The organism is Streptomyces nodosus, from assembly GCF_008704995.1.
In the GTDB taxonomy this organism is placed as follows: domain Bacteria; phylum Actinomycetota; class Actinomycetes; order Streptomycetales; family Streptomycetaceae; genus Streptomyces; species Streptomyces nodosus.
On the sequence record NZ_CP023747.1, the window covers coordinates 3,470,411 to 3,493,998 of the forward strand.

Below are 23,588 nucleotides of genomic sequence, written 5' to 3' on the forward strand. Positions count from 1 at the left end.
CCCATGGACATGCCCGCTTCTGCCGTGCCCTCCCGTATGCCCCTGGCCGTCTACGTCCTCGGGCTGTCCGTCTTCGCGCTCGGTACCAGTGAGTTCATGCTCTCCGGGCTGCTTCCGCCGCTCGCCGAGGACATGGGGGTCTCGATCCCCCGGGCCGGGCTGCTGATCTCGGCGTTCGCGATCGGCATGGTCGTCGGGGCTCCGCTGCTGGCGGTGGCGACCCTGCGGCTGCCGCGGCGTACCACGCTGGTCTCGCTGATCGCGTTGTTCGGGCTCGGGCAGGTGGCCGGCGCGCTGGCGCCCTCGTACGGTGTGCTCTTCGCGTCCCGGGTGCTCAGCGCGCTGGCCTGCGCCGGGTTCTGGGCCGTCGGTGCGGCCGTCGCCGTCGCCATGGTGTCCGAGGGCTCCCGGGCCCGCGCCCTCGCGGTGATGATCGGCGGTCTGTCGATCGCCAATGTGCTCGGCGTGCCCGCGGGCGCCTTCCTCGGGGAGCACCTCGGCTGGCGTTCCGCGTTCTGGGCCGTCGCCGCCTCCTCGGCCGTCGCCCTCGTCGGTGTGGTCACCCTGATCCCGCGCATCCCGCTCCCGGAGGAGAAGCCGCGGCTCGGGCGCGAGGTCCTCATCTACCGCGACCCCCAGGTGTGGCTCGCCATCACCACGGTGATGCTGGCCGCCGGCGGTGTCTTCTGCACCTTCAGTTACCTCGCCCCGCTCCTCACCGATGTGGCCGGGCTCGACTCCGGCTGGGTGCCCACCGTGCTCGCCCTGTTCGGCATCGGCGCGCTGATCGGCACCACGATCGGCGGACGCGTCGCCGACGCACACCTCTTCGGGGTCCTGCTGACCGGCACCGGCGCCTCCACGACCGTGCTGGTCGTCCTCGCCCTCCTCGGGCACTACGCCACCGCGGCCGTGCTGCTCTCCTTCCTCCTCGGCATCACCTCCTTCTACACCGCCCCCGCCCTCAACGCCCGCCTGTTCAACGTGGCCGGGGCCGCCCCCACCCTGGCCGGTGCCACCACCACCGCGGCCTTCAACCTCGGCAACACCGGCGGCCCCTGGCTCGGCGGCACGGTCATCGACGCGGGCCTCGGCTTCACCTCGACCGCCTGGGCGGGCGCCGCGCTGACCGTGACCGCCACCGGCGCGGCGGCCCTCTCGCTGCGCCTCCAGCGGCGCGGAGAGACCTCGCGGGTGGTCGCCGTACTTCCGGCAGCACAGGAAAATTCGGTACGGACCGACGTCTGAGAGAGAACGAAGCGATGCCGGACGTGCAGCAGGCGGTAGAAGTCGTCCAGGTGGATCGCGCGCAGGGGCCGGTTCGGTCCTGCGCAGGGCAGCCTGCCGCGGCGGTTGTGGAGGCGGGAGTTCCCCGAGCTTTCGAGTGAATCGCATCCTGGAGCCGGGATGACGCTGTCACGTAACCACACGTTTGAGTTACCCGTCGCCACGATTACGACAATCTGAATATGTCGCAGCGATGCGCCTCGTCGATAGCTTGGCGAGCCTTTAAGTCTTGACCTTTCATTTACTATTCCTCGAGGTGATCTCGACCTGTTCGCCTCCCTGGCTCGCATGATCAGCTCGACCTGTTGGTCGATCAGATAGCAACCCTGGGGGGGACTTGACCATGCGTCATCGTCATAGACCAGTGATCCCTAGCGGATCACGCTCAGGACGCGTTCGACGGTCGCGTCGACTGCGGCAGGCTGCCCTTGGCTTGGTAATGGCCATGGCTGCCGAGGTCGCGTTGGTTTCGCAGGACACTGGGCGAGCGTTCGCCGACGCCACGGCGGCCACGTCATCCGAGTCGGCGCAGTCCGACTTCATCAAGGCGTCGGGGCCTGCGGAGGCGCAGACCGAGGCGTCGGCAATGCTGATGGCACGCCTGCAGGACCGGAAGATCGAGGTGCTGTCCGAGCGGACGGCGGATTCGACAACGTACGCGCTGCCCAGCGGTGAGCTGGAGACCGAGGCGTACGCCGGGCCGATTCGGGTCAAGCGGGACGGCAAGTGGGATAGAACGGAAAGGCCTACGTGAGCGCGCACAACAACAACCGTCTGGACCAGCACCTCGATGTCTACATCAACAGCCAGCGGGGCACCTGGGCGGACATTGTCCGTATCAAGCCGGGTTGGTACTGATGCCCGAACTCCCCAAAAAGCGTCTGTGGGTCATGGTGACGGCTCTGGCCCTTCTGGGAGCGGCTGCCGCCGCGTGGTGGCTGCTCCAGGAGTCCTCCGTCCCCTACGCGCTGCGGGCTACGCCCGCGGTGAACGTGACGTTCCGCCCCGTAGAGTCCACCTACCCTGAGGCGAAGGAGGTCGCCGACGAGGTCGAACCGCTCGTCAAGGTGTACGTCCAACGCCTTCAGGCCGGTAACGCCGCGGACCTGGCGCGTATCGGCGCACCGTGGTACACCGCCCGAGAGCGGGCCGCGCAAGGCCTGATCTCCAAGTACGCCGCACACGCCGGCGAGCCGGTCGAAGCAGCCGTATCGGACCCCGTCGTACCGGGTCTGGCCGCCGTCGAACTTCGCTTCGGCGACGGACAGAGACAGGTGCTGGACCTTGTCCGGGACAACGACGTGTGGTGGCTGGAGCTGGGGAACGGTGATCCTGTGAAGCCGTAGGCGCTGGCCTCCCCATGGAGACTGGAACCGTCGCCCGACAAGTCCACTTGTGGGCGACGGTTGCCGTACGCCCTCGCTTCAGCCGCCGTGCCGCGCGCCGCGGGTACTGCCCGCTCCAGCTCCGAGAGCGGGCATCACGGTGCCTGCTTGTCGGTCATGCACTGGTCGAGGCACCGCGGCGGTAGCGACGACAACGCAGACACACGACGAGGCCCCGCCGAACTCATCGGCGGGCAGCCCCGTCGCGCCGGCCGGCGCGACCAGGCCGAGCAACGCCTTGCGTGCCCTGGTCTGCTTCCTCATGCAAACCTCCCCCTTGCATGCGACAGCCCGTTCGCTGCGCGGTTCCAGGAGAGCACTCGCTGAGGGACGGTTGCGAGGGGCAGGATCGGAACTTGAGCCCCTATCCTCACCGGCATGCGAACCATGGGCGGGGAACAGGTGACGGAGGCCGTCGCGAGCTGTGCGGCCGTACTGCGGACGGCGCTGGACCAGGACTGGGAGTCGGTGCGGGCGGGCCGGCTGGAGTGGAGCTGCCGCCGCACCGCCGGGCACATCGCGAGCGATCTCGTCGTCTACGCGGGGCAGTTGGCCGGGCGGGCCCAGGACGCGTATCTGCCCCTCGAGATCACCCTGGACGAGGAGGCCGACAACCGGGAGGCCGTGCGGAGCATCGAGCTGACGGGGGCGCTGCTGGCCGCCGCCGTCGCCACCGCGCCCCGCGAGGCGCGCGCCTTCCACCCCTTCCCCTTCCGCAGCGCCAACCGGGAGGGGTTCGCCGCGATGGGCATCACCGAGGTGCTGCTGCACACCCATGACATCGCGGAGGGGCTCGGCCTCCCCTATGAGCCGCCCGCCGAGCTGTGCGAGGGCGTGCTGACCCGGATCTTCCCGCATGTGCGGCCCGGCCCCGACCACTGGCGCACCCTGCTGTGGGCCACCGGCCGCGGCGAGCTTCCCGGACGCGCACCGGTGGCCGGCTGGCACTGGACCAACAACGCGGTGATCCCCGCCGAGCGGCTGACCCTGGAGGGTGTCACCCCGGCGGCCGCCACCGACCTCGCCGTCGGCGGCACCGGCGGCTTCGAGTGGGTCGACGGCGGCCCCTTCGAGAGCACCAGGGACGCCGCCGGGGCGCTGGTGAAGGCGTACCGGTCCGGGACGCACCGGCCGGAGTGGGGCATGTTCGTGCTCGTACGCTCCGAGGACGGCCGCGCGGTCGGCGGCATGGGCTTCCACGGCGCCCCGGACGAGGAGGGCAAGGCGGAGGTCGGCTACGACCTGGCGGTGCGCGCCCGCGGTCACGGCTATGCGACCGAGGCGCTGCGGGCGCTCAGCGGCTGGGCGCTGGCCCGGGGCGACGTCCGCACCCTCACGGCGATCGTCGAGCGGGCGAACCTCCCCTCGCAGGCCGTGGTCTCACGGGCCGGATTCACCCGGGTGGGTGAGGACGAGGAGACCTTCGCGTACGCGCTGAACGGCTGAGCCCGCGCCCCGTCGTCACGCCCCGTCGTCACGAGGAGGGCATCCCGCCCGTCGCCCGCCCCAGCGAGCCCACCGCCGCGACCTTCACCCCGGCCTCGAGGCACACCCAGTGCGGGTCGGGCCCGAGTTCCGGCTCGATGTCGAGGGCGTGCGGGTCGCCCGAGCGGCAGACGGGGCACAGCGGCCAGCGCCCGTACCGCTCCAGCAGGGCGTCCTGGACGTCCTGCGCGATCAGCCCCGCCACATACTCCACGCCCTCCGGCCACTGCTCGACCCACCAGCGGCGCTGCACCACGGACTCCTCGACGAGCGAGACCACGTCCGCATCGGCGACCTCGCCCGCGATCAGATCGGCCAGCACAAGGGCGCGGGCAGCGTGCAAGGCCTGTTCCAGCGGGCTGACGGGATCCATGGACCCATTGTGCGCACTCTTGACCGCACCTCCGAACCGGAAATATTTTTCACTGCATGGCCCAGGACGTGAAGGAAAGTTTCGCGGGCGCGTCGGCGGCACGGAAGTCGCCGACGGCGCCGACGAGCCCGCCCGCCCCCGCCGCGCTCGCCGCCAAGGTGCGGACCCTCGGGCCCTCCATGACCCGGTCCATGCAGCGCGTCGCGGAGGCCGTCGCCGCCGACCCGGCGGGCTGCGCCGCGCTCACCGTCACCGGGCTCGCCGAGCTGACCGGGACCAGCGAGGCCACGGTCGTCCGGACGGCCCGCCTGCTCGGTTACCCCGGCTACCGGGACCTGCGCCTCGCCCTCGCGGGCCTCGCCGCCCAGCAGCAGTCCGGGCGCGCCCCCTCCGTCACCGCCGACATCGCGGTCGACGACCCGATCGCCGACGTCGTCGCGAAGCTGGCGTACGACGAGCAGCAGACCCTGGCCGACACCGCGGCCGGACTCGACACCGTGCAGCTCGCCGCCGCCGTCACCGCGCTCGCCGCCGCCCGCCGGATCGATGTGTACGGCGTCGGGGCCTCCGGGCTGGTCGCTCAGGACCTGGTCCAGAAGCTGCTGCGGATAGGTCTGGTCGCCCATGCGCACAGCGACCCGCATCTCGCCGTCACCAACGCCGTGCAGCTGCGCGCCAAGGACGTGGCGATCGCGATCACGCACTCGGGATCCACCGGCGATGTCATCGAACCGCTGCGGGTCGCCTTCGAACACGGTGCGACCACCGTGGCGATCACCGGCCGCCCGGACGGCGCCGTGACCCAGTACTCCGACCATGTACTGACCACGTCCACCGCGCGCGAGAGCGAGCTGCGGCCCGCCGCGATGTCCTCCCGCACCAGCCAGCTCCTCGTCGTGGACTGCCTGTTCATCGGCGTCGCCCAGCGGACCTATGAGACCGCCGCGCCCGCCCTGTCCGCCTCCTACGAGGCCCTGGCGCACCGTCACCGCCCCCGCGGCGGGACCAAGCGCTGACCCACCCCCACCCCACCTCCCTACCGACCGGCGCCACACCGGAAAGAGCAACCCCATGGCCTCCTCCTCCCACCCCCGTGACCTCCGCGCCGAGCTGGAGACGCTGACCACCGAGGCGTTCCGGCCCGAACTGGCCGGGATCGACCGGCTGGAGACGCTGGAGATCGCGACGCTCATGAACGGCGAGGACGCGACCGTCCCGACCGCCGTGGCCGCCCGGCTCCCGGAGATCGCCGCCGCGATCGACGCCATCGCCCCCCGGATGGCCCGGGGCGGCCGGCTCGTCTACGCGGGCGCGGGCACCGCCGGGCGGCTCGGTGTGCTGGACGCCTCCGAGTGCCCGCCCACCTTCAACACCGACCCCTCCCGGGTGGTGGGCCTGATCGCGGGCGGCCCCGAGGCCATGGTGACCTCGGTGGAGGGCGCCGAGGACTCCGGGGAGCTGGCGGCGGCGGACCTGGACGCGCTGGGGCTGACGGACCGTGACACGGTGGTCGGCGTCTCGGCCTCGGGCCGCACCCCGTACGCGGTCGGCGCGGTGCGGCACGCCCGGGCGCTCGGCGCGCTCACGGTCGGCCTGTCCTGCAACGCGGGCAGCCCCCTCGCGGCCGCCGCCGACCACGGCATCGAGATCGTGGTCGGCCCCGAACTGCTGACCGGCTCGACCCGTCTGAAGGCGGGCACCGCGCAGAAGCTGGTCCTGAACATGCTGTCGACCATCACCATGATCCGGCTGGGCAAGACCTACGGAAATCTGATGGTCGACGTCCGCGCCTCCAACGACAAGCTGCGCGCCCGCTCCCGCCGCATCGTGGCCCTGGCCACCGGCGCGACGGACGAGGAGATCGAACGGGCCCTCACGGCCACCGGGGGCGAGGTCAAGGACGCGATCCTGACGATCCTCGCCGGAGTGGACGGACCGACGGCGGCCCGGCTCCTCGCGGAGAACGGCGGGCATCTGCGAGCCGCCCTGGACGACACGGCGCACCCGACCGGCTGACCGGGCGGTCGCCGGCAGCCCCCGACGCGCGGATCACGGCATCCGCCGCTCCCGGTTCAACTGCCGCACCCGCGCCCTCAGCTCCTCCCCCACCGGCATCGCACACAGCACATCCGTCAGCCGCTGCGCCGTCCGCACATTGCAGCGCCCCAGGTCCACCAGCGCGAACGGCTCATCGCTCGCACCGGTGACCGGATCGACCCGCAGGGACGGCAACACCACTCCGACCCTCTCCAGAGCAGCCTGCAACGCCTGGACGACCTCTTCGGTGGACCGCACCTTCGCTCCCTCCACGCTGAGTTTCCGATTCACCACACAGCGTGCATACCCGGTGCCTAACCTGGCCAGATACGACGTCCCAACAAGGCCGAGTGTGTGACGTGCGACAGGAGCCACCCATGCCAGGACCCAAGGACCTCGACCCCTCCTCGTCCCCCCGGGCCCTGCTGGGCGCCGAGCTGCGCCACGCCCGCGAGAAGTCCGGCCTGAGCCAGGAGGAGCTGGGCCAACGGCTCTTTGTGAGCGGGTCCTTCATCGGCCAGCTGGAGGCCGGGACCCGACGGATGCAGCCCGATTTCGCCCGGATGCTGGACGAGGCCCTGGGCACGGAGGACTTCTTCGCCCGCAACTGCACGGCGGCGGCCCGCTCCCGCTACCCGGAACACTTCGCGGAGGCAGCGGAGGCGGAGGCGCGGGCCACGGCCATCCGGGAGTACGTGTCCCTTCTGATTCCTGGACTGCTCCAGACCTCCGCCTATGCGCGGGCCGTCTTCCGCGCCTATCAGCCCACAGCACCACAGAAGCAGATCGACGAGTTGGTGGCGGCACGCATGGAGCGGACCCATCTCCTGGACGACCCAACAGATCCGTTGTTGTGGACGGTGTTTGACGAGGCGGCGCTGCGTCGGAAGGTTGGAGGACCGGAAGTGATGGCGGAGGTGCTGCGCCATATCGCGGGCCTGGTCCGCCGGAACCGGGCCGTCGTGCAGGTACTTCCGTTTGACGCGGGGGCGCACGCGGCGATGGAAGGCGCCATCAAATTGATGGACTTCGAGGACGCGCCTCCTCTCGTCTACTTCGAAGGGGTGGGCACCGGGCGCCTGGAGGATGATCCGGCCGTGGTCAGACACCAGAAGTTCACCTATGAACTCCTCACGGCCTGCGCCCTCTCCCCGGAGAACTCCCTGGCCCTCATCGAGGCGTTGGCGCAGGATTACTCCCATGAGGAGCATGCCTGAGTACGACCTCGACGCGGCGACTTGGCACAAGTCCAGCTACAGCGGCGGGAGCGGCGGCAACTGCCTGGAAGTAGCCCGCTGGCGCAAGTCGACGTACAGCGGCGGTAGCGGTGACAACTGCCTGGAGGTGGCCGACGGCCACCCCGCCCTCGTCCCCGTCCGCGATTCCAAGAACCCCCACGGCCCGAAGCTCGTGTTCCGGGCGGAGGTCTGGTCGGCCTTCCTCTCGGACGTGAAGAACGCCGCCGACACGGCCCCTTGAGCTTCGGGCACCGAGCCCCGAGCCCTCTTTTCAAGGAATGGTCAGCGGGTCTGAACCCACCCTCCCACCCTTAGAGTTGACTTGGCGCATTCGACTTGCGACACGCAGTGACGAGGCTCTAGCGTGCCCGCATAACGAACAGCCCCCGCCCGGTGCTACCAACACCTGCGGGGGCTTGACCTACGAGATCGAAAAGCGGTCGATCCCATGGCTGTTGCCCAGCCTAGCCTCGCCCCGGCGCTCGCGCACGCGTCCACGCACCCCATGGCCAATCCGGGTTATGGAAAACGCGCCACCCCCGGCCAACTCCCCCGCACCAACCACGACTTCGACCACCTCCCGCCCCGCGAGGCGGCCGTCGCGGGCTATGTCGACCGCCTCCCCGAGGGCTCCGACATCTCGGTGAAGACGCTGGCCAGGACGCTCCCCTACGGCCAGTGCGCCCTGCGTACCGCGCTCAATCGCATCCAGCGGGCGGGCCATCTGCGCCGGGGCCGGGAGCGCGTGACGACAAAGGACGGCGGCACCCGCTGGGTCACCCGATCGTGGTTCTCCCGTACCGCACGGGACGACGCCTGGTGGGCGGCCTTCGTCCGGGGCGACGTACCGCAGGAACCACCACCCGACGCACACCGCCCGCCTACCCGCTCCCGCGCCCATGTCCTCCTCGCCGCCCTCGGCCGTACGGCCCCCGTCCTGTCGCTGTCCCAGTCCGACTGCGCACGGCTCGCCCCGCTGCTGACGGAGTGGTTCGCGCGGGGCGCCACGGACGAGGCCGTGCTCCGCGCCCTGACCTCCGGACTGCCCACCCGGGTGCATCACCCGGCCGCCCTGGTCCGCAGGCGCCTGACCGACAAGCTTCCGCCCGAGCCCGTACCCGAGCCACCGCGTCGGCCCCTGCGCCTCCTGGAGTGCGCGGAGTGCGGCCTCCCGGGCCGCCCGGAGGCGCTGCCGGAAGGCAGCTGCGACGCCTGCCGAGGCGGCCCCGGCGGCCCCACTCCCGGTCCCGCGCCCCTGCCCACCTCCGCGGTCCGCACCCACGCCGCGGGTATCAGAGCCGCCATGGCGCCGAAACCCCGTTGAGGACACGAACGGAGAACCGCATGACAGCACCTACGAGCCGTCCGCACCACCCCGGGGCACGATGGGGGCAAGGAGGCGACGCCATGACCCCTGACCGCCCTGACCGCTCCGAACGCCCGCAGATGTCCGTCGAGGACTTCGAAGAACTCGTCCGCAGGGCTCCGAGGGAGCTCCGCAACCGGCTTGAGTTCCTGGGCGGAAGGCTGTGCATCCGGCACGGGCCGCTCGACGTCGACGAGTTCGAGGAGCTCGCCGCAGCGGCCCCCGAGACCGTCCGGCTGGAGTACATCAAGGGAAAAGTAGAGGTCAAGGCGATGCCGGACGGCAATCACCGGGAAATTTTCGTCTGGCTGGCGGAACAGTGCATGAAGCATCGCCCTGATCTCCGGCTCTACCCGGAGTCGGGCGTCAGGGCCGAGGCGTACCGGAAGGGCCGCGCCCGCGCGGACGGGGCGCTGGCGCCCCGGGGCCACTTCAAGGGGCACGGCGAGTGGTCAGGGTCCGAAGGCATCCTGCTGGCCGTCGAGATCACCTCGCACGACCGCGACACGGACCAGCGGGACCGGGTGGACAAGCCTGTCGGCTACGCAACGGCCGACATCCCGATCTACCTGCTCATCGACCGGGACAACCAGACGGTCGTCGTGTTCAGCGACCCGAAGGGAGGCAGCTATCAGCAGTCCGCCTCTTCCCCCTGGGGATCCCCGGTGGAACTACCCGCCCCCGTAAGCTTCACGCTGAACACCGAGGAGCTGAAGGATTACGCCGACTGATCCAAACAGCCCGGCACCCGTCCGAAGCGCACAACGCGCCCCCTCGGGCGGCGGTGACCATACTCATGCGCGGGCTGATGTGCCAGGATGCGGCCCATGGTGAACGTGGACCGTCATCTGGCCGATGACGAGCAACTGATACACGCGACGCGCCAGCACTGGACCCAGATGGTGGGCGAGTTCGTCGTCCTGGTGCTCGTCTGGATCGTGGCGGGCGCGCTGCTGTGGGTGATTCCGTCCGGTAAGGACTGGGCCACCGTGGCCCGCTATGTGGTGCTGGCCGTCGCGGTGGCCGTCTCCGTCTGGTACTGGCTGCGGCCGCTGCTGATATGGCGCAGCATCGTGTACGTCGTCACGACGAAGCGGGTCTCCGTGCGCAGGGGCTTCCTGACGAAGACGGGGCACAGCATCCCGCTGACCCGGGTCAACGACGTGGAGTTCAAGGCCACTCTGTGGGAGCGCATCCTGCACGAGGGGACGCTGACCGTGCAGTCGGCCTCGGAGCACGGAATGCTCGAACTGAAGCATGTGGCGAACCCGGAGGGCCTCCAGGGCCTGATCTACGAGGCGGTGGAGAACGAGCAGCGCAGCCTCCAGTCGGGCGGCGCGGTCCCGCCCCCCGTCGGCTGACGGCCCCGGCGCTACGTCAGGTCCCTGACCTGCGTGGCGTCGCGCCCGGCAGCGGCGTACTGCGCGTCGGTGACCGGCTCCAGCCAGGTGGTGCCGTCACCGTCGCCGTCCCCGACCACGATGGCGAGATGCGCCATGAGACGGGTGTCGGTGGCGCCGTGCCAGTGCTCCTCACCGGAGGGGCACCTGACGGTCTCACCGGCACCGACGCGCACCACCTGGCCGTCGCGGGTGCCGACGAGGCCGACCCCGTCGGTGATGTGGAGGATCTGGCCGTTGGCGTGGGAATGCCAGTTGGTCCGGGCCCCCGGTGTGAAGCGGACCAGACCGACGGCCAGGCGGGCCGGCTCGGTGGGGGTTTCGATCAGGTTGACGTAGACGTCGCCGGTGAAGCGCTCGGTGGGAGCCTTCGCGGTCGGGGTGCTGGTGGTGTGTTCCATGGCTCGGTCTCCTGGTGCTGCGAGGGGCGGGGCGGTCAGGCGGCGTCGGTGTGGGCGAGGCCGGAACCCAGCTCGCGTGAGGCTTCCACCTGGGCGAGCAACTCCCGGGCCTTGGCCTCGACCGCCTGGAGGCAGTCGTCACCGGCGACGAACCGCAGCGGCGGCTGATCGAGGCCGACGACCTTCAGCAGGGCGTCGGCCAGCCTGGCAGGGTCGCCGCCCTGCCGGCCGTTCATCGCCCTCCAGTGCTTCTGCGTGGCGGCGGTGCGTTCGGCATAGTCGTCGATCGAGCCGTCCGCGAATGTGGTGGAGGCGTCGACCAGCAGTTCGGTACGGAAGAAGCCGGGCTCCACGATCGTGGTGCGGATCCCGAACGGCTCCACATCGTGGTGCAGGCTCTCCATGAAGCCCTCGACACCGAACTTGGCGGCGGCGTAGGCGACGCAGAAGTCGACCCCTACGACACCGGCGAGGGAGGAGATGGTGATGATGTGCCCGGCGCGCCGGGTGCGCATCACGGGCAGCACCGCGCGGGTGACGTTCATGGGTCCGAACAGGTTCGTCTCGATCTGCGCGCGGACCTGCCGCTCGGACAGCTCCTCGAAGAATCCGGCGTAGAAATTGGCCGCGTTGTTGATCAGCACATCGATCTGTCCGAAGCGGTCGACGGCCGCCCGCACGGCGTTCTCGGCGGCTTCGGGATCGGTGATGTCCAGCGCGGTGGCCAGCAGCCCGTCCTGTGCGCCGCCGAGGGCGTGAAGGACACGCTCGGGGCGACGGCCCGTGGCCACGACCCGGTGGCCTGCGGCCAGGGCCTGCCGGGCGATGTCCGCGCCCAGGCCTCGACCGGCGCCGGTGATGAAGAAGACCTTGCTCATGCGGAAGTACAGCTCCTCGGTGCAGACGGTGCGGTGTGCCGAATTCGAGGAAACCGCAGGTCACAGGGTGGGAGAAGGGCCTGGTATTACAGGTACCGGCAGAACCCCCCAGGCGCGGAGAGGCCCCCTTAGCCTGGGAAAGGTGAGCACCGAGAGCGACATCCGCGAGTTCCTGGCCTCCCGTCGCGCCAAGATCACCCCGCAGCGGGCGGGGCTGCCCGCCTTCGGCGGCAATCGGCGCGTGCCCGGCCTGCGCCGCGAGGAGGTCGCCCTGCTGGCCGGTGTCAGCATCGACTACTACGTGCGTCTGGAGCGCGGCCATCTGGGCGGCGCGTCCGAGGAGGTCCTCGACTCCGTCGCCAACGCCCTACAACTCGACGACGCCGAGCGGGCCCATCTCCATGATCTGGCCCGCGCCGCCGCCAAGCGCCCGGCCCGCCGCGCCAGGCGCCCGCGCGGGCCCCTGCCCGACAGCGTGGTGCGGGTACTGAACTCGATGACCGACTGCCCGGCCTTCATCCGCAACGGCCGTCTGGACGTCCTGGCCACCAACCAGCTCGGACGCGCGCTGTACGGCCCGCTCTACACGAGCGGCGCACGCCGGCCGGTCAACCTCGCCCGGTTCCAGTTCCTGGACCCCGCCGGACGGGACTTCTTCCCCAGCTGGGAGGAGTCGGTGAACGCCACCGTCTCCCTGCTGCGCACCGAGGCCGGCCGCGCTCCCGGGGACAGCGAGCTGACCGGGCTGATCGGTGAACTGGTCACCCGCAGCGATGTGTTCCGCACCGCCTGGGCCAAGCACAATGTGCGCCTCCACCACAGCGGCCGCAAGGCCTTCCACCACCCGGCCATCGGCGAGATCACCCTCGACTTCGACGCCCTGGAGCTCCCCTCCCAGCCCGGCCTGACCCTCACCGCCTACAGCGCCCCACCCCACACCCCCGACCACGACAAACTCCAGCTCCTGTCCGCTTGGGCAGCCACCGAGGCCACGGCCCCGACCAGCCACCCGACGATGCAACAGGACCACTGATCCCACCGAGCGCCTACGCGCCTGCCAAGGGCGCCGCCGCCCCGCTTTTCATGCTCCGCATAGCGAGACGGCCGGCCACCGCCCTGGGGGGGCGGTGGCCGGCCGGGAGATTTTCGACCGACGCTGGGGCCGGAGGCCTACGCCTTGGCGTCGGCGGCTTCGCGGGTGTCGGCTTCCGTGGTGGGGGTGGGGTGGTCGGCGGCCGGGCCGCGGCGGGGGATGAAGGACGCCACGGCGAAGGCGAGGAGCGCGGCGCCGGCTCCGATGGCCAGGACCGTCTTGAAGCCGGCCTCCGAGGGCAGCGAGAGGGGACCGAGGTCGGTGGTCATACGGGCGAGGATCACACCGGCCACCGCGCTCGCGGTCGACGTACCGATCGAACGCATCAGGGTGTTGAGGCTGTTGGCGGCCCCGGTCTCGGAGGCGGGCACGGCACCCATGATGAGGGCGGGCATCGCGCCGTAGGTGAAGCCGATACCGGCGCCGATGACACAGGAGACCAGTACGAAGTGCCAGACCTGGTCCATCAGGGCGATGTTGATGCCATAGCCGGCGGCCACGATCAGCGCACCGATCATCAGGGTCACCTTGGGGCCCTTGGCGCGTGAGACCGCGGCGGAGACCGGCGCCGTCGCCATCATCACCAGGCCGGAGGGCGCCATGACCAGACCGGCCGTCAGCAGCGACTTGCCCAGTCCGTAGCCGGTGGCCGCGGGCATCTGGAGGATCTGCGGGATCACCAGGGACATCGCGAACATGCCGAAGCCGAGCGCCACCGAGGCGAGGTTGGTGACCAGCACCTGACGGCGGGCGGTGCTGCGCAGGTCCACCAGCGGCTCCTCGATACGCAGTTCGAAGAAGCCCCACAGCAGCAGGATCAGCACGGCGGCGGCGAACAGACCGAGCGTCGTACCGCTGCCCCAGCCCCAGTCCCCGCCCTTGGAGATCGCCAGCAGCAGACAGACCAGACCCGCGGCCATGCCGAGGGCGCCGAGCAGATCGAACCGGCCACCGCTGCGCACCGACGACTCCGGCACCAGCATCAGCACCAGGACGGCGGCGACGACGCCGAGCGCGGCCGAGGTCCAGAACAGCATGTGCCAGTTGAAGTTGTCGGCGATCACCGCTGCGGCGGGCAGACCCAGGGCGCCGCCGACACCGAGCGAGGCGCTCATCATCGCGGTCGCCGAACCCAGCCGTTCGGCGGGCAGTTCGTCCCGCATGATGCTGATGCCGAGCGGGATGACACCGGAGGCCATGCCCTGGAGGGCGCGTCCCACGATCACCGGGGTGAGGGTGTCGCTCAGGGCCACCGTGACCGAGCCGGCGACCAGCATGAACAGGCCCACCAGCAGCATCCGGCGCTTGCCGTACATATCACCGAGGCGGCCCATCACCGGGGTGGCCACGGCGGCGGCGAGCAGGGTCGCGGTGACGGCCCAGGCGGTGTCCGACGACGAGGCGTGCAGATAGGTCGGCAGCTTCGGGACGATCGGGATGACCAGCGTCTGCATCAGCGAGACGACGATCCCGCCGAAGGCCAGGACCACGACCAGGACGTTCGCTCTCGGCGCGGTCTCTTCGGCTCCGACGGGCCGGGCTAGTGCGTCGGACATGACAGGGGGCCTCCGTGGGGCGTGGCAGGTGTGCTTGACTCAGGCAACGTTATTCCGATTGATTGACTTAAGCAAGTGAATTCACGGCGACGTGGCGGTGCCGTCCGCCGGTGCCCCGGCCCGGGGGGCCTGCCCGCCCCCGGACACGCCCGAGGGCGGCACCCCCTGTTTCCAGGGAGTGCCGCCCTCGGGATGGACGTGCTGTCCGAGCCTGGTGTCAGGCTCAGAAGTCCATGTCACCGCCCGGCATGCCGCCACCGGCAGGCGCGGCGGTCTTCTCCGGCTTGTCGGCGATGACGGCCTCGGTGGTGAGGAACAGCGCGGCGATGGAGGCGGCGTTCTGCAGCGCGGAACGGGTCACCTTCGCCGGGTCGATGATGCCTTCCTTGACCAGGTCGACGTACTCGCCGGTCGCGGCGTTCAGGCCGTGGCCCGGGGTCAGGTTGCGCACCTTCTCCACCACGACACCGCCCTCGAGGCCGGCGTTGACGGCGATCTGCTTCAGCGGGGCCTCGAGCGCCAGCTTGACGGCGGCGGCACCGGTGGCCTCGTCGCCCTCGAGCTCCAGCTTCTCGAAGACCTGGGAGGCCTGGAGCAGGGCCACGCCACCACCGGCGACGATGCCCTCCTCGACGGCCGCCTTGGCGTTGCGGACGGCGTCCTCGATGCGGTGCTTGCGCTCCTTGAGCTCCACCTCGGTGGCGGCACCGGCCTTGATGACGGCCACGCCGCCGGCCAGCTTCGCGAGGCGCTCCTGGAGCTTCTCGCGGTCGTAGTCGGAGTCGCTGTTCTCGATCTCGGCGCGGATCTGGTTGACCCGGCCCTGGACCTGCTCGGCGGAGCCGGAGCCGTCGACGATGGTCGTCTCGTCCTTGGTGATGACGACCTTGCGGGCGCGGCCCAGGAGGTCCAGGGTCGCGTTCTCCAGCTTGAGGCCGACCTCCTCGGAGATGACCTCGCCGCCCGTGAGGATGGCGATGTCGCCGAGCATGGCCTTGCGGCGGTCGCCGAAGCCCGGGGCCTTGACGGCGACGGACTTGAAGGTGCCGCGGATCTTGTTGACGACCAGGGTCGACAGGGCCTCGCCCTCGACGTCCTCGGCGATGATCAGCAGCGGCTTGCCCGACTGCATGACCTTCTCCAGGAGCGGGAGCAGGTCCTTGACGTTGGAGATCTTGGAGTTGGCGATCAGGATGTACGGGTCGTCGAGGACGGCCTCCATACGCTCCATGTCGGTGGCGAAGTACGCCGAGATGTAGCCCTTGTCGAAGCGCATGCCCTCGGTGAGCTCGAGCTCGAGACCGAAGGTCTGCGACTCCTCGACGGTGATGACGCCTTCCTTGCCGACCTTGTCCATGGCCTCGGCGATCAGCTCGCCGATCTGGGTGTCGGCGGCGGAGATGGAGGCCGTGGAGGCGATCTGCTCCTTGGTCTCGACGTCCTTCGCCTGCTCCAGCAGGGCGGTGGAGACGGCCTCGACGGCCTTCTCGATACCGCGCTTCAGGGCCATCGGGTTGGCACCGGCGGCGACGTTGCGCAGGCCCTCGCGGACCAGCGCCTGGGCGAGCACGGTCGCGGTGGTCGTACCGTCACCGGCGACGTCGTCCGTCTTCTTGGCGACTTCCTTGACCAGCTCGGCGCCGATCTTCTCGTACGGGTCCTCGAGCTCGATCTCCTTGGCGATGGACACACCATCGTTGGTGATCGTGGGGGCTCCCCACTTCTTCTCGAGGACGACGTTGCGGCCCTTGGGGCCGAGGGTCACCTTGACGGCGTCCGCGAGCTGGTTCATGCCGCGCTCGAGGCCACGCCGCGCCTCCTCGTCGAACGCGATGATCTTGGCCATGTGAAGTGGTCCTCCCAGGACTGGGGGTGATGACTTCGGACCGCGCCCGCGCCCGCGACGGACGGCCCCGACCGGAGGTTCCTTGCCCCACCCGGCCCGTGGCCTCACCGACCCGGTCCTCTTTTGTCACTCTCACCTTCAGAGTGCTAACGCCAATGATTAGCACTCGCCCCCTCCGAGTGCAAGGTGCGCCCGCGAAGCGCGGTCCTTGAGGGGGCGCCGAAGGCAGCCGTCCGGCCCAGCCGTCCAGGGCCTGGACACCGGGTCGAGCAGCCTCACGAAACGGATCCGAGCCGGGCGGGGAAACGCCGACGAACGGACTCGGCGCGTCCCGCAGCATCGACGGCACCAGGGCGCGGTACCGCCCCACAGAGCGGGCCGGACCGGGGCAGGCGGGCAGGCAGGCAGGCAGGCAGGCAGGCAGGCAGAACTATCCCGTTCCGGGCGCAGCGGTCCGGGACAGACCCGGGCGAGACGCCCCGCGAACCGGGCTCGAACCGGGCGGCGGACCGCCGGTGGACGGGCCGGTGCCCCGACGGGACACCCCGGGCTCATGAGGCCGTGGTCACCCGATGGGGCGAGGGGAACGGGACGAGGGGCTCGTATCCCGGGTGGGATACGAGCCCCTCGACACGTCGAACGGTTTCAGTCGTCGGCGCGCGACTTCAGCCGGCCACGCGGACCATGTCCGCCTGCGGCCCCTTCTGACCCTGCGAGATCTCGAACTCGACCCGCTGGCCCTCCTCCAGGGTGCGGTAGCCGTCCATCTGGATGGCGCTGTAGTGGACGAAAACATCCGCACCACCGTCGACCGCGATGAAGCCGTACCCCTTCTCCGCGTTGAACCACTTGACGGTGCCCTGAGCCATGCCTAACTCCCCTATTACTGGCCCTTGCACAGATCCACACTTCGCGGATCCGGGTCAGACCTCACCCCCCAACGGTTGGGGGCGTGCGCCGGAACGCGTCGACCGCGGCTGAATGTATCTGTCCAACTGCCGTCTGCAACAGGTCAATCGGACGAGAAATCCAGGCCTGGCCGGTCGGAGATATATGAATAATTTGCCCGAATTCAGGGCAAGTCGGGCCCCGTAAATAGAATGAATGGCGCAAAAGCCCTGCACACTTTGGCTGTTTCTCATCGGACCCGCGACAGGAACTCAGAGCATTCAGCGGGATGACCGGGAGCGCGTTCCCCAACTGTACCGCGCTCAACCATGCAGAATTGCCCCCTCCGCTTCACTCGCGGAGAGGGCAATTCGATGAACTCTCGGAGACCGGTGCGGCCGGAGGGCCGACGATCACGGGGGTGAGGCGCCGTCAGCCGCCCGCGACCGCCGGGATGATGGAGATCCCCGCGCCGTCCGGCGTCGCCGTCTGAAGGCCCTGCTCGAAGCGGACGTCGTCGTCGTTGACGTACACATTGACGAAGCGGCGCAGCTTGCCCTGGTCGTCCAGGACGCGGGCCGCGATGCCGGCGTGGTTCTTCTCCAGGTCGGCGATGACCTCCGCGACGGTGGCGCCGTCGGCGCTCACCTCGGCCCGGCCGCCGGTGTAGGGACGCAGGATGGTGGGAATGCGGACGTTGACGCTCATGGGGTGGGACCTCCGGTCGGGGTGAGAAGTGCGGGGCGGGCGCTCACGCGAGCCCGGCCTCGTGGAAGGAGTCGAGGTTCGGGCGGATCGTGGCGGTGAGCCCGGTGCCGGCCACCGCGTCCAGCGTCTTGAGTCCGTCGCCCGTGTTGAGCACGACCGTCGTCTTCGACGGGTCGAGGACGCCGTTCTCGATGAGCTTGCGCGTCACTCCGACGGTCACACCGCCGGCGGTCTCCGCGAAGATGCCCTCGGTGCGGGCCAGCAGCTTGATGGCGTCGACGATCTGTTCGTCCGTCACATCCTCCACCGCTCCCCCGGTGCGGCGGGCGATGTCCAGGACGTACGGGCCGTCCGCCGGGTTGCCGATCGCCAGCGACTTGGCGATGGTGTCCGGCTTCTGCGGCCGTACGACGTCATGGCCGGCCTTGAACGCGGCCGACACCGGCGAGCATCCCTCGGCCTGCGCACCGAAGATCTTGTACGGCGTGTCCTCGACGAGCCCCAGCCTGATCAGCTCCTGGAACCCCTTGTCGATCTTCGTCAGCTGGGAGCCGGAGGCGATCGGGACCACGATCTGTTCGGGCAGCCGCCAGCCCAACTGCTCGGCGATCTCGTACGCCAGGGTCTTGGACCCCTCCGCGTAGTACGGGCGGAGGTTGACGTTGACGAAGCCCCAGCCCTCACCGGCCGGGTCGCCGATCAGCTCGGAGCAGAAGCGGTTCACATCGTCGTAGGTGCCCTCGATGCCGACGAGGTCGCCGCCGTAGACCGCGGCCATGACGACCTTGCCCTGTTCCAGGTCGTGCGGGATGAACACACAGGAGCGCAGTCCCGCACGGGCCGCGGCGGCGCCGACCGCGCCCGCCAGATTGCCGGTGGAGGAGCAGGAGAGGGTGGTGAAGCCGAAGGCGCGGGCCGCCTCCAGCGCCTGGGCGACGACCCGGTCCTTGAAGGAGTGGGTGGGGTTGCCGGAGTCGTCCTTCACGAACAGCCCGCCGGTCACGCCCAGTTCGCGCGCCAGGTTGTCGGCCTGGACGAGCTTGGTCCAGCCCGGGTTCAGGTTGGGCTTGTCGGCGACGTCCGACGGGACCGGCAGCAGCGGCGCATAGCGCCAGATGTTCGCGGGGCCCGACTCGATCCGCTTCCGCAGTTCCTCCGTGTCATAGCCGGAGAAGTCGTAGGCGATCTCCAGCGGGCCGAAACACTCCTCGCAGGCGAAGACCGGGCCGAGCGGCACCCGATGGCCGCATTCCCGGCAGGAGAGTGCCGCGGCGGGACCGAGGTTCACGGAGTCGGTGGTGCGTGCAACTGTCTGCGCAGCCATATGAGGCGAGGCCCTTTCTCCTCATCTTCCTCACGACGCGTTTCGCCGTGAGACGGATTTGGCACCTTCCCTAGCCGGGAGCCTCGCGAAAACGATCATCACTGATCTACGAGAACCGACTGGAGGGTTGCCGGGGCTTCATCGGGCCGTTTCCCTCTGCCCCTCTGGATGAGCTGTATGCGGTTGTTTCACTGGTGACAGCCGGGGTGACCCCCGACATACGACGGTCACCGGCGTTGTTCAAGACTGTAACCGAAGGCAAGGACGGTTGAGATAGTCGTCCGAACCGCGAGATGGATCACATCGCCCCGTGAAACGTGAGGAGCCGCAGACCGTGCTGGAAGAAGTGGAGCGCTGGCTGAGCACCCGTTCCTGGTCCGTCGCCGATCGCCCGCTCCACAGGATCCTGGCCGCCAAGGGCGCCTCGGGCTCGTCCGTCAGCGTCGTGCTGCCCGCCCTCGACGAGGAGCGGACGGTCGGCGAGATCGTCTCCGTCATCCGTCGCGACCTGATGCGGCGGGTGCCGCTCGTCGACGAGATCGTGGTCGTGGACTCCGGGTCCACCGACCGCACCTCCGAGGTCGCCGCGGCGGCCGGCGCGAGGGTGGTGCACCGCGACACGATCCTGCCGCGCATCCCGGCCGTGCCCGGAAAGGGCGAGGTGCTGTGGCGCTCGCTGCTGGTCACCCGGGGGGACATCGTCTGTTTCGTCGACGCGGACCTCAGGGAGTTCTCCTCGGACTTCGTCACCGGGATCGTGGGCCCGCTGCTCACCGACCCGGGGGTGGACCTCGTCAAGGCGATGTACGACCGGCCGCTGACCGTGGCGGGCGAGGGCGCCGCCGGCGCGGTCGCGGCGGGCCAGGGCGGACGCGTCACCGAACTGATGGCACGCCCGCTGCTCAATATGCACTGGCCGCAGCTGGCCGGTTTCGTGCAGCCGCTCGGCGGTGAGTACGCCGCCCGCCGCTCCCTGCTGGAACGGCTGCCGTTCCCGGTCGGGTACGGGGTGGAGCTGGGCATGCTGGTCGACGCCCTGCATCTGGTGGGCCTGGACGCCCTCGCCCAGGTCGATGTGGGCGTGCGCATCCACCGCCACCAGGACGGCCGGGCGCTGGGCCGGATGGCCGCCGCGATCTACCGCACCGCACAGCTCCGGCTCGCCCGGGGCCATCTGATCCGGCCCTCCCTCACCCAGTTCGAACGGGGCGAGGGCGGTTTCGAGCCACGCACCTATGCGGTGGACACGGAGGAGCGGCCGCCGATGGTGGAGATCACCGAGTATCTGGAGCGCGAGGCCGCCTAGGGTGCACGGCCGCGTGCGGCTCCCGCGCGGGGCCTCGCCCAGGGCCTGCGCCAAGGTCCGCATACGGCCGAACCGTACGTTTGAGCGTTTTCGGGTCGGGCTAGTTTCGTGGCATGGCTTCCACGCATACGGCATCCGTACTCGTCGCCTCCAACCGCGGCCCGGTCTCGTACGCGCTGGACGAGGACAGGCGGCTCACCGCGCGGCGCGGCGGTGGCGGACTGGTCTCGGGTCTGTCGGCGATCGGCCCGGACACCGACGCCGTCTGGGTCTGCTCCGCCCTGGGCGACGGCGACCGGGAGGCCGTACGGCGGACCGGTGGCGCGCTCGACCCGGCCGACACCGGCGGCCGGCGCGTGCGGATGCTGGACATCGATGCCCAGGTGCACAGCGACGCGTACAACGGCATCGCCAACTCGGTGCTCTGGTTCATCCACCACATGCTCTATCAGACGCCGCTGGAGCCGGTCTTCGACGCGGGGTTCCGGCGGCAGTGGGCGGCGTACGAGTCCTACAACCGCGCGTTCGCCGAGGCGCTGGCCGAGGAGGCGGGTCAGGGGGCGGCGGTGCTGATCCAGGACTACCACCTCGCGCTGGCCCCCCGGATGCTCCGCGAGCTGCGGCCCGATCTGCGGATCGGCCATTTCTCGCACACCCCCTGGGCGCCGCCGGACTACTTCCGGCTGCTGCCCGACGACATCGCGGCGCAGCTGCTCGGCGGGATCCTGGGCGCGGACCGGGCGGCGTTCCTCACCCGGCGCTGGGCGGACGCCTTCACGGACTGCTGTCATGCGGTCCTCGGCCCCGGCATCCCCTCGGGCACCCGTGTCGGGGTGCACGGTCTGGGCGCGGACGCCGAGTTCCTCCGGGAACGGGCGCACCGGCCGGACGTGGACGAGCGGATGGCGACGCTGCGGCGGCAGATCGGCACGGCCCCCGACGGGGGTCCCCGCCGGACGATCGTGCGGGTGGACCGCACCGAGCTGTCCAAGAACATCGTGCGCGGGCTGCTGGCGTACGAGGAGCTGCTCCAGTCGTATCCGCAGTGGCGCGAACGGGTCGTGCACATCGCCTTCGCCTATCCGTCCCGCCAGGACCTGGCCGTGTACCGCGCCTACACGGCGGAGGTCCAGCGGGTGGCCACGGAGATCAACTCCCGTTACGGGACGCCCGGCTGGACCCCCGTCGAGCTGCATGTGAAGGACGACTTCGCGCGCTCGCTGGCGGCCTACCGGCTGGCGGACGTCGCCCTGGTGAACCCCATCCGGGACGGCATGAACCTGGTTGCCAAGGAGGTCCCGGTGGTCTCCGACGAGGGCTGTGCGCTGGTGCTGTCCCGGGAGGCGGGGGCCCATGAGGAGCTGGGCGAGGAGGCGTTGACGGTGAACCCCTACGACATCGGGGGCACGGCGGCGGCCCTGCACACGGCGCTGTCGATGCCTTCCGGGGAGCGCACGGAACGCACCAAGCGCCTCACCGCCCAGGCCACGGCACTTCCCCCGGCCCGGTGGTTCCTGGACCAGCTGGCGGCCCTGGAGGGATGACCGGCCGCCGGGTGCCTGCCGACGGGGCGGGACCGGCCGGTCAGGGCAGTCGTCGTGCCAGGGCCCTCAGGAGGCGCACCACGCCTTCCGGGCCGTCGACCACGAGGTCCGCGCGCTCGGCCAGTTCCGCCACCTCCTCGCTGCCGCTGCAGACGAGCAGTCCGGGCACGCCGTCGGAGCGGAGCTTGTCGACGGCGGCGAAGGCGGAGAGGTCGCCGAGGTCGTCACCGGCGTACAGCACCGCTCCGGCGCCGATCTCGCGGACGTACTCCCGCAGGGCCACGCCCTTGTCCATCCCCGGGGGGCGCAGCTCCAGGACCATACGGCCGGGTTCGACGATCAGACCGTGGCGGGCGGCGAGGTCGGCGAGGGGCCGGCGGAGGGCCTCGAAGGCGGCCGACGGATCCTCGGCGCGGCGGGTGTGGACGGCGACGGAGCGGCCCTTCTCCTCGATCCAGGTGCCGTGCCAGGCCCCGATCCGGTCGAGGAGGCCGGGCAGTTCGGCGCGGACGGCGGCGACCCCGGGATGGGGGGCGGGGGCGTGGACGGTGCCGGTGCGGGCGTCCCAGCGTTCGGCGCCGTAGTGGCCGAGGACGACCAGCCGGTCGAGTCCGGGTACGCCGGCGAAGCCGCCGTGGCGGACGGCGACCCCGGCGGGGCGGCCGGTGACGACCGCGACGGAGGCGACCTTCGGGGCGAGGGCCGCGAGGGCGGGGACCGCGTCGGGGTGGGCGCGGGCCTGGTCGGGGTCGGGGACGATCGGGGCGAGTGTCCCGTCGAAGTCGAAGGCGAGTACGGCCCGCCCCGGCCGCTCCAGGATGGCGTCGAGTCCGTCGCGCCCTGCCTGGGTGGCGGGCGTCGGCAAGGAGTCCCTATGGCTGCCCATGGCACGACCCTAGCGGCGCGGGGCGGGGCCCACCCATGACTCGGGGCATGCGCACGGCGCTTTTCGGTCGCCGCGATCCGCTGCGCGGCGGGCTCAGCGCTCCGCTCGGCGGGACTCCCGGACCCGGCGGAGCCGGTTGACGGTGACCGGGGCGTGCGCCAGGGCCCTCGGATCGTCCAGCAGGGCGTTGAGCAGTTGGTAGTACCGGACGGGCGCCAGCCCGAGCCGCTCCCGTATGGCCCGCTCCTTGGCCCCGGGCCCCGGGAATCCCCGCTCCTCCAGGGCGAGAATCGCCTTCTCCCGCACGGTCAGCTCCTCCATGCCCGACACGGTAACCGGCCCCACCGACATCACCGCCGGCCACCCGGCCCGGCACCGTGCGCGGCTGCCGCCCCCGGACAGGGGGGCGTCATGCGCGGCTGCCACCCCCGGACGCAGGCATGCCAGGAGCGGCGAGCGCCGCTCCACCGCTTCCCACGGTCACCGGGCGCACCGCAGCCCGGCCCCCGGTCCGGGGGGTGACCCAGCGCTTCCGCCCGGCCCGGGGAGGGTGACTCGGCGCTTCCCCCGGCCCGGTGCGCCCCGGA

General features: G+C 70.6%; 25 protein-coding genes and 1 riboswitch. Of the genes, 14 read left to right on the plus strand and 11 right to left on the minus strand.

The features are described from left to right. Positions 1 to 36: 36 nt before the first annotated feature. The 4 genes from CP978_RS15600 to CP978_RS15615 all read left to right on the plus strand — a co-directional run bounded on the left by CP978_RS15600 (position 37) and on the right by CP978_RS15615 (position 4,118). Positions 37 to 1,248, plus strand: a complete 1,212-nt coding sequence (locus CP978_RS15600) for a Cmx/CmrA family chloramphenicol efflux MFS transporter (protein ID WP_174498724.1) — start codon at positions 37 to 39, stop codon at positions 1,246 to 1,248. A 484-nt stretch (positions 1,249 to 1,732) separates the two neighbouring features. After that, positions 1,733 to 2,041 carry a hypothetical protein gene (locus tag CP978_RS15605; RefSeq protein ID WP_150478231.1) on the plus strand — a complete coding sequence of 103 codons (309 nt, stop codon included), beginning with the start codon at positions 1,733 to 1,735 and terminating at the stop codon, positions 2,039 to 2,041. Between the two features lie 103 nt (positions 2,042 to 2,144). Further along, a complete protein-coding gene (locus CP978_RS15610) occupies positions 2,145 to 2,633 on the plus strand; it encodes a hypothetical protein (protein WP_242647114.1) in 489 nt (162 codons plus the stop codon). A 417-nt stretch (positions 2,634 to 3,050) separates the two neighbouring features. After that, positions 3,051 to 4,118, plus strand: a complete 1,068-nt coding sequence (locus tag CP978_RS15615) for a GNAT family N-acetyltransferase (RefSeq protein WP_043441362.1) — start codon at positions 3,051 to 3,053, stop codon at positions 4,116 to 4,118. A 28-nt stretch (positions 4,119 to 4,146) separates the two neighbouring features. Here the strand turns inward: CP978_RS15615 and CP978_RS15620 are convergent, their stop codons facing one another. After that, the gene (locus CP978_RS15620) at positions 4,147 to 4,530 is read right to left on the minus strand and encodes a hypothetical protein (protein ID WP_043441363.1); all 384 of its coding nucleotides are present in this window, start codon (positions 4,528 to 4,530) and stop codon (positions 4,147 to 4,149) included. A gap of 56 nt (positions 4,531 to 4,586) precedes the next feature. On the opposite strand from CP978_RS15620, the gene CP978_RS15625 reads away from it, so the two are divergent. Together CP978_RS15625 and murQ are read left to right on the plus strand one after the other, a co-directional pair. Further along, entirely contained in the window at positions 4,587 to 5,546 is a 960-nt protein-coding gene (locus CP978_RS15625) for a MurR/RpiR family transcriptional regulator (protein WP_063839057.1), read from the plus strand. A 55-nt stretch (positions 5,547 to 5,601) separates the two neighbouring features. Next, positions 5,602 to 6,546 carry an N-acetylmuramic acid 6-phosphate etherase gene (gene murQ / locus CP978_RS15630; RefSeq protein ID WP_043441365.1) on the plus strand — a complete coding sequence of 315 codons (945 nt, stop codon included), beginning with the start codon at positions 5,602 to 5,604 and terminating at the stop codon, positions 6,544 to 6,546. A gap of 33 nt (positions 6,547 to 6,579) precedes the next feature. Here the strand turns inward: murQ and CP978_RS15635 are convergent, their stop codons facing one another. Next, positions 6,580 to 6,825, minus strand: coding sequence for a hypothetical protein (locus CP978_RS15635; protein ID WP_043441366.1), 246 nt, complete (start codon positions 6,823 to 6,825; stop codon positions 6,580 to 6,582). 119 nt (positions 6,826 to 6,944) lie between these two features. Here CP978_RS15635 and CP978_RS15640 point away from each other — a divergent pair, with 119 nt between their 5' ends. From CP978_RS15640 to CP978_RS15660, 5 genes are all read left to right on the plus strand, one after another. Next, entirely contained in the window at positions 6,945 to 7,784 is an 840-nt protein-coding gene (locus tag CP978_RS15640; protein ID WP_043441367.1) for a helix-turn-helix domain-containing protein, read from the plus strand. Next, entirely contained in the window at positions 7,768 to 8,046 is a 279-nt protein-coding gene (locus CP978_RS15645; protein ID WP_043441368.1) for a DUF397 domain-containing protein, read from the plus strand. The genes CP978_RS15640 and CP978_RS15645 overlap by 17 nt, the downstream gene beginning before the upstream one ends. 207 nt (positions 8,047 to 8,253) lie before the next feature. Continuing rightward, positions 8,254 to 9,129 carry a hypothetical protein gene (locus CP978_RS15650; RefSeq protein ID WP_174498640.1) on the plus strand — a complete coding sequence of 292 codons (876 nt, stop codon included), beginning with the start codon at positions 8,254 to 8,256 and terminating at the stop codon, positions 9,127 to 9,129. Between the two features lie 83 nt (positions 9,130 to 9,212). Beyond that, positions 9,213 to 9,902: a Uma2 family endonuclease gene (locus CP978_RS15655; RefSeq protein ID WP_227745380.1), complete on the plus strand. Its 690-nt coding sequence runs from the start codon at positions 9,213 to 9,215 to the stop codon at positions 9,900 to 9,902. A 96-nt stretch (positions 9,903 to 9,998) separates the two neighbouring features. After that, a complete protein-coding gene (locus CP978_RS15660; protein ID WP_043441373.1) occupies positions 9,999 to 10,532 on the plus strand; it encodes a PH domain-containing protein in 534 nt (177 codons plus the stop codon). Positions 10,533 to 10,543: 11 nt separating this feature from the next. Here CP978_RS15660 and CP978_RS15665 read toward each other — a convergent pair whose 3' ends face one another. Together CP978_RS15665 and CP978_RS15670 are read right to left on the minus strand one after the other, a co-directional pair. Continuing rightward, positions 10,544 to 10,972, minus strand: a complete 429-nt coding sequence (locus CP978_RS15665; RefSeq protein ID WP_043441376.1) for a (R)-mandelonitrile lyase — start codon at positions 10,970 to 10,972, stop codon at positions 10,544 to 10,546. 35 nt (positions 10,973 to 11,007) lie between these two features. Next, on the minus strand, positions 11,008 to 11,850 hold the full coding sequence (locus tag CP978_RS15670; protein ID WP_043441378.1) for an SDR family oxidoreductase: 843 nt from the start codon (positions 11,848 to 11,850) through the stop codon (positions 11,008 to 11,010). A 142-nt stretch (positions 11,851 to 11,992) separates the two neighbouring features. Between CP978_RS15670 and CP978_RS15675 the strand changes: the two genes are divergently transcribed. Further along, positions 11,993 to 12,883, plus strand: coding sequence for a helix-turn-helix transcriptional regulator (locus CP978_RS15675; protein WP_043441382.1), 891 nt, complete (start codon positions 11,993 to 11,995; stop codon positions 12,881 to 12,883). Between the two features lie 137 nt (positions 12,884 to 13,020). Here the strand turns inward: CP978_RS15675 and CP978_RS15680 are convergent, their stop codons facing one another. The 5 genes from CP978_RS15680 to thrC all read right to left on the minus strand — a co-directional run bounded on the left by CP978_RS15680 (position 13,021) and on the right by thrC (position 19,265). Continuing rightward, complete coding sequence (locus CP978_RS15680) at positions 13,021 to 14,499, minus strand: MFS transporter (RefSeq protein ID WP_043441384.1); 1,479 nt, start codon at positions 14,497 to 14,499, stop codon at positions 13,021 to 13,023. Positions 14,500 to 14,722: 223 nt separating this feature from the next. Then, entirely contained in the window at positions 14,723 to 16,345 is a 1,623-nt protein-coding gene (groL, locus tag CP978_RS15685; protein WP_043441388.1) for a chaperonin GroEL, read from the minus strand. 665 nt (positions 16,346 to 17,010) lie between these two features. After that, on the minus strand, positions 17,011 to 17,214 hold the full coding sequence (locus CP978_RS15690) for a cold-shock protein (RefSeq protein ID WP_003986833.1): 204 nt from the start codon (positions 17,212 to 17,214) through the stop codon (positions 17,011 to 17,013). 451 nt (positions 17,215 to 17,665) lie between these two features. Continuing rightward, positions 17,666 to 17,941, minus strand: coding sequence for a ubiquitin-like small modifier protein 1 (locus CP978_RS15695; RefSeq protein ID WP_043441392.1), 276 nt, complete (start codon positions 17,939 to 17,941; stop codon positions 17,666 to 17,668). 43 nt (positions 17,942 to 17,984) lie between these two features. Then, positions 17,985 to 19,265: a threonine synthase gene (gene thrC, locus CP978_RS15700; RefSeq protein WP_043441394.1), complete on the minus strand. Its 1,281-nt coding sequence runs from the start codon at positions 19,263 to 19,265 to the stop codon at positions 17,985 to 17,987. 18 nt (positions 19,266 to 19,283) lie between these two features. Beyond that, positions 19,284 to 19,440: riboswitch (SAM riboswitch) on the minus strand. 159 nt (positions 19,441 to 19,599) lie between these two features. Between thrC and CP978_RS15705 the strand changes: the two genes are divergently transcribed. Beyond that, complete coding sequence (locus CP978_RS15705) at positions 19,600 to 20,571, plus strand: glucosyl-3-phosphoglycerate synthase (protein WP_043448707.1); 972 nt, start codon at positions 19,600 to 19,602, stop codon at positions 20,569 to 20,571. 113 nt (positions 20,572 to 20,684) lie between these two features. Beyond that, positions 20,685 to 22,115: an alpha,alpha-trehalose-phosphate synthase (UDP-forming) gene (locus tag CP978_RS15710; RefSeq protein ID WP_043441398.1), complete on the plus strand. Its 1,431-nt coding sequence runs from the start codon at positions 20,685 to 20,687 to the stop codon at positions 22,113 to 22,115. A 40-nt stretch (positions 22,116 to 22,155) separates the two neighbouring features. Here the strand turns inward: CP978_RS15710 and otsB are convergent, their stop codons facing one another. Together otsB and CP978_RS15720 are read right to left on the minus strand one after the other, a co-directional pair. Continuing rightward, complete coding sequence (otsB, locus tag CP978_RS15715) at positions 22,156 to 23,001, minus strand: trehalose-phosphatase (RefSeq protein ID WP_043441400.1); 846 nt, start codon at positions 22,999 to 23,001, stop codon at positions 22,156 to 22,158. A gap of 93 nt (positions 23,002 to 23,094) precedes the next feature. Continuing rightward, entirely contained in the window at positions 23,095 to 23,322 is a 228-nt protein-coding gene (locus CP978_RS15720; protein ID WP_043441403.1) for a DUF3263 domain-containing protein, read from the minus strand. Positions 23,323 to 23,588: the final 266 nt, after the last annotated feature.

Bases quoted from the DNA above. Each gene is read 5' to 3' on its own strand.
- CP978_RS15600 (WP_174498724.1), top strand. From the start codon at position 37: ATGCCCCTGGCCGTCTACGTCCTCGGGCTGTCCGTCTTCGCGCTCGGT.
- CP978_RS15605 (WP_150478231.1), top strand. From the start codon at position 1,733: ATGGCTGCCGAGGTCGCGTTGGTTTCGCAGGACACTGGGCGAGCGTTC.
- CP978_RS15610 (WP_242647114.1), top strand. From the start codon at position 2,145: ATGCCCGAACTCCCCAAAAAGCGTCTGTGGGTCATGGTGACGGCTCTG.
- CP978_RS15615 (WP_043441362.1), top strand. From the start codon at position 3,051: ATGCGAACCATGGGCGGGGAACAGGTGACGGAGGCCGTCGCGAGCTGT.
- CP978_RS15620 (WP_043441363.1), bottom strand. From the start codon at position 4,530: ATGGATCCCGTCAGCCCGCTGGAACAGGCCTTGCACGCTGCCCGCGCC.
- CP978_RS15625 (WP_063839057.1), top strand. From the start codon at position 4,587: ATGGCCCAGGACGTGAAGGAAAGTTTCGCGGGCGCGTCGGCGGCACGG.
- murQ (WP_043441365.1), top strand. From the start codon at position 5,602: ATGGCCTCCTCCTCCCACCCCCGTGACCTCCGCGCCGAGCTGGAGACG.
- CP978_RS15640 (WP_043441367.1), top strand. From the start codon at position 6,945: ATGCCAGGACCCAAGGACCTCGACCCCTCCTCGTCCCCCCGGGCCCTG.
- CP978_RS15645 (WP_043441368.1), top strand. From the start codon at position 7,768: ATGAGGAGCATGCCTGAGTACGACCTCGACGCGGCGACTTGGCACAAG.
- CP978_RS15650 (WP_174498640.1), top strand. From the start codon at position 8,254: ATGGCTGTTGCCCAGCCTAGCCTCGCCCCGGCGCTCGCGCACGCGTCC.
- CP978_RS15655 (WP_227745380.1), top strand. From the start codon at position 9,213: ATGACCCCTGACCGCCCTGACCGCTCCGAACGCCCGCAGATGTCCGTC.
- CP978_RS15660 (WP_043441373.1), top strand. From the start codon at position 9,999: ATGGTGAACGTGGACCGTCATCTGGCCGATGACGAGCAACTGATACAC.
- CP978_RS15665 (WP_043441376.1), bottom strand. From the start codon at position 10,972: ATGGAACACACCACCAGCACCCCGACCGCGAAGGCTCCCACCGAGCGC.
- CP978_RS15670 (WP_043441378.1), bottom strand. From the start codon at position 11,850: ATGAGCAAGGTCTTCTTCATCACCGGCGCCGGTCGAGGCCTGGGCGCG.
- CP978_RS15680 (WP_043441384.1), bottom strand. From the start codon at position 14,499: ATGTCCGACGCACTAGCCCGGCCCGTCGGAGCCGAAGAGACCGCGCCG.
- groL (WP_043441388.1), bottom strand. From the start codon at position 16,345: ATGGCCAAGATCATCGCGTTCGACGAGGAGGCGCGGCGTGGCCTCGAG.
- CP978_RS15690 (WP_003986833.1), bottom strand. From the start codon at position 17,214: ATGGCTCAGGGCACCGTCAAGTGGTTCAACGCGGAGAAGGGGTACGGC.
- CP978_RS15695 (WP_043441392.1), bottom strand. From the start codon at position 17,941: ATGAGCGTCAACGTCCGCATTCCCACCATCCTGCGTCCCTACACCGGC.
- thrC (WP_043441394.1), bottom strand. From the start codon at position 19,265: ATGGCTGCGCAGACAGTTGCACGCACCACCGACTCCGTGAACCTCGGT.
- CP978_RS15710 (WP_043441398.1), top strand. From the start codon at position 20,685: ATGGCTTCCACGCATACGGCATCCGTACTCGTCGCCTCCAACCGCGGC.
- otsB (WP_043441400.1), bottom strand. From the start codon at position 23,001: ATGGGCAGCCATAGGGACTCCTTGCCGACGCCCGCCACCCAGGCAGGG.
- CP978_RS15720 (WP_043441403.1), bottom strand. From the start codon at position 23,322: ATGGAGGAGCTGACCGTGCGGGAGAAGGCGATTCTCGCCCTGGAGGAG.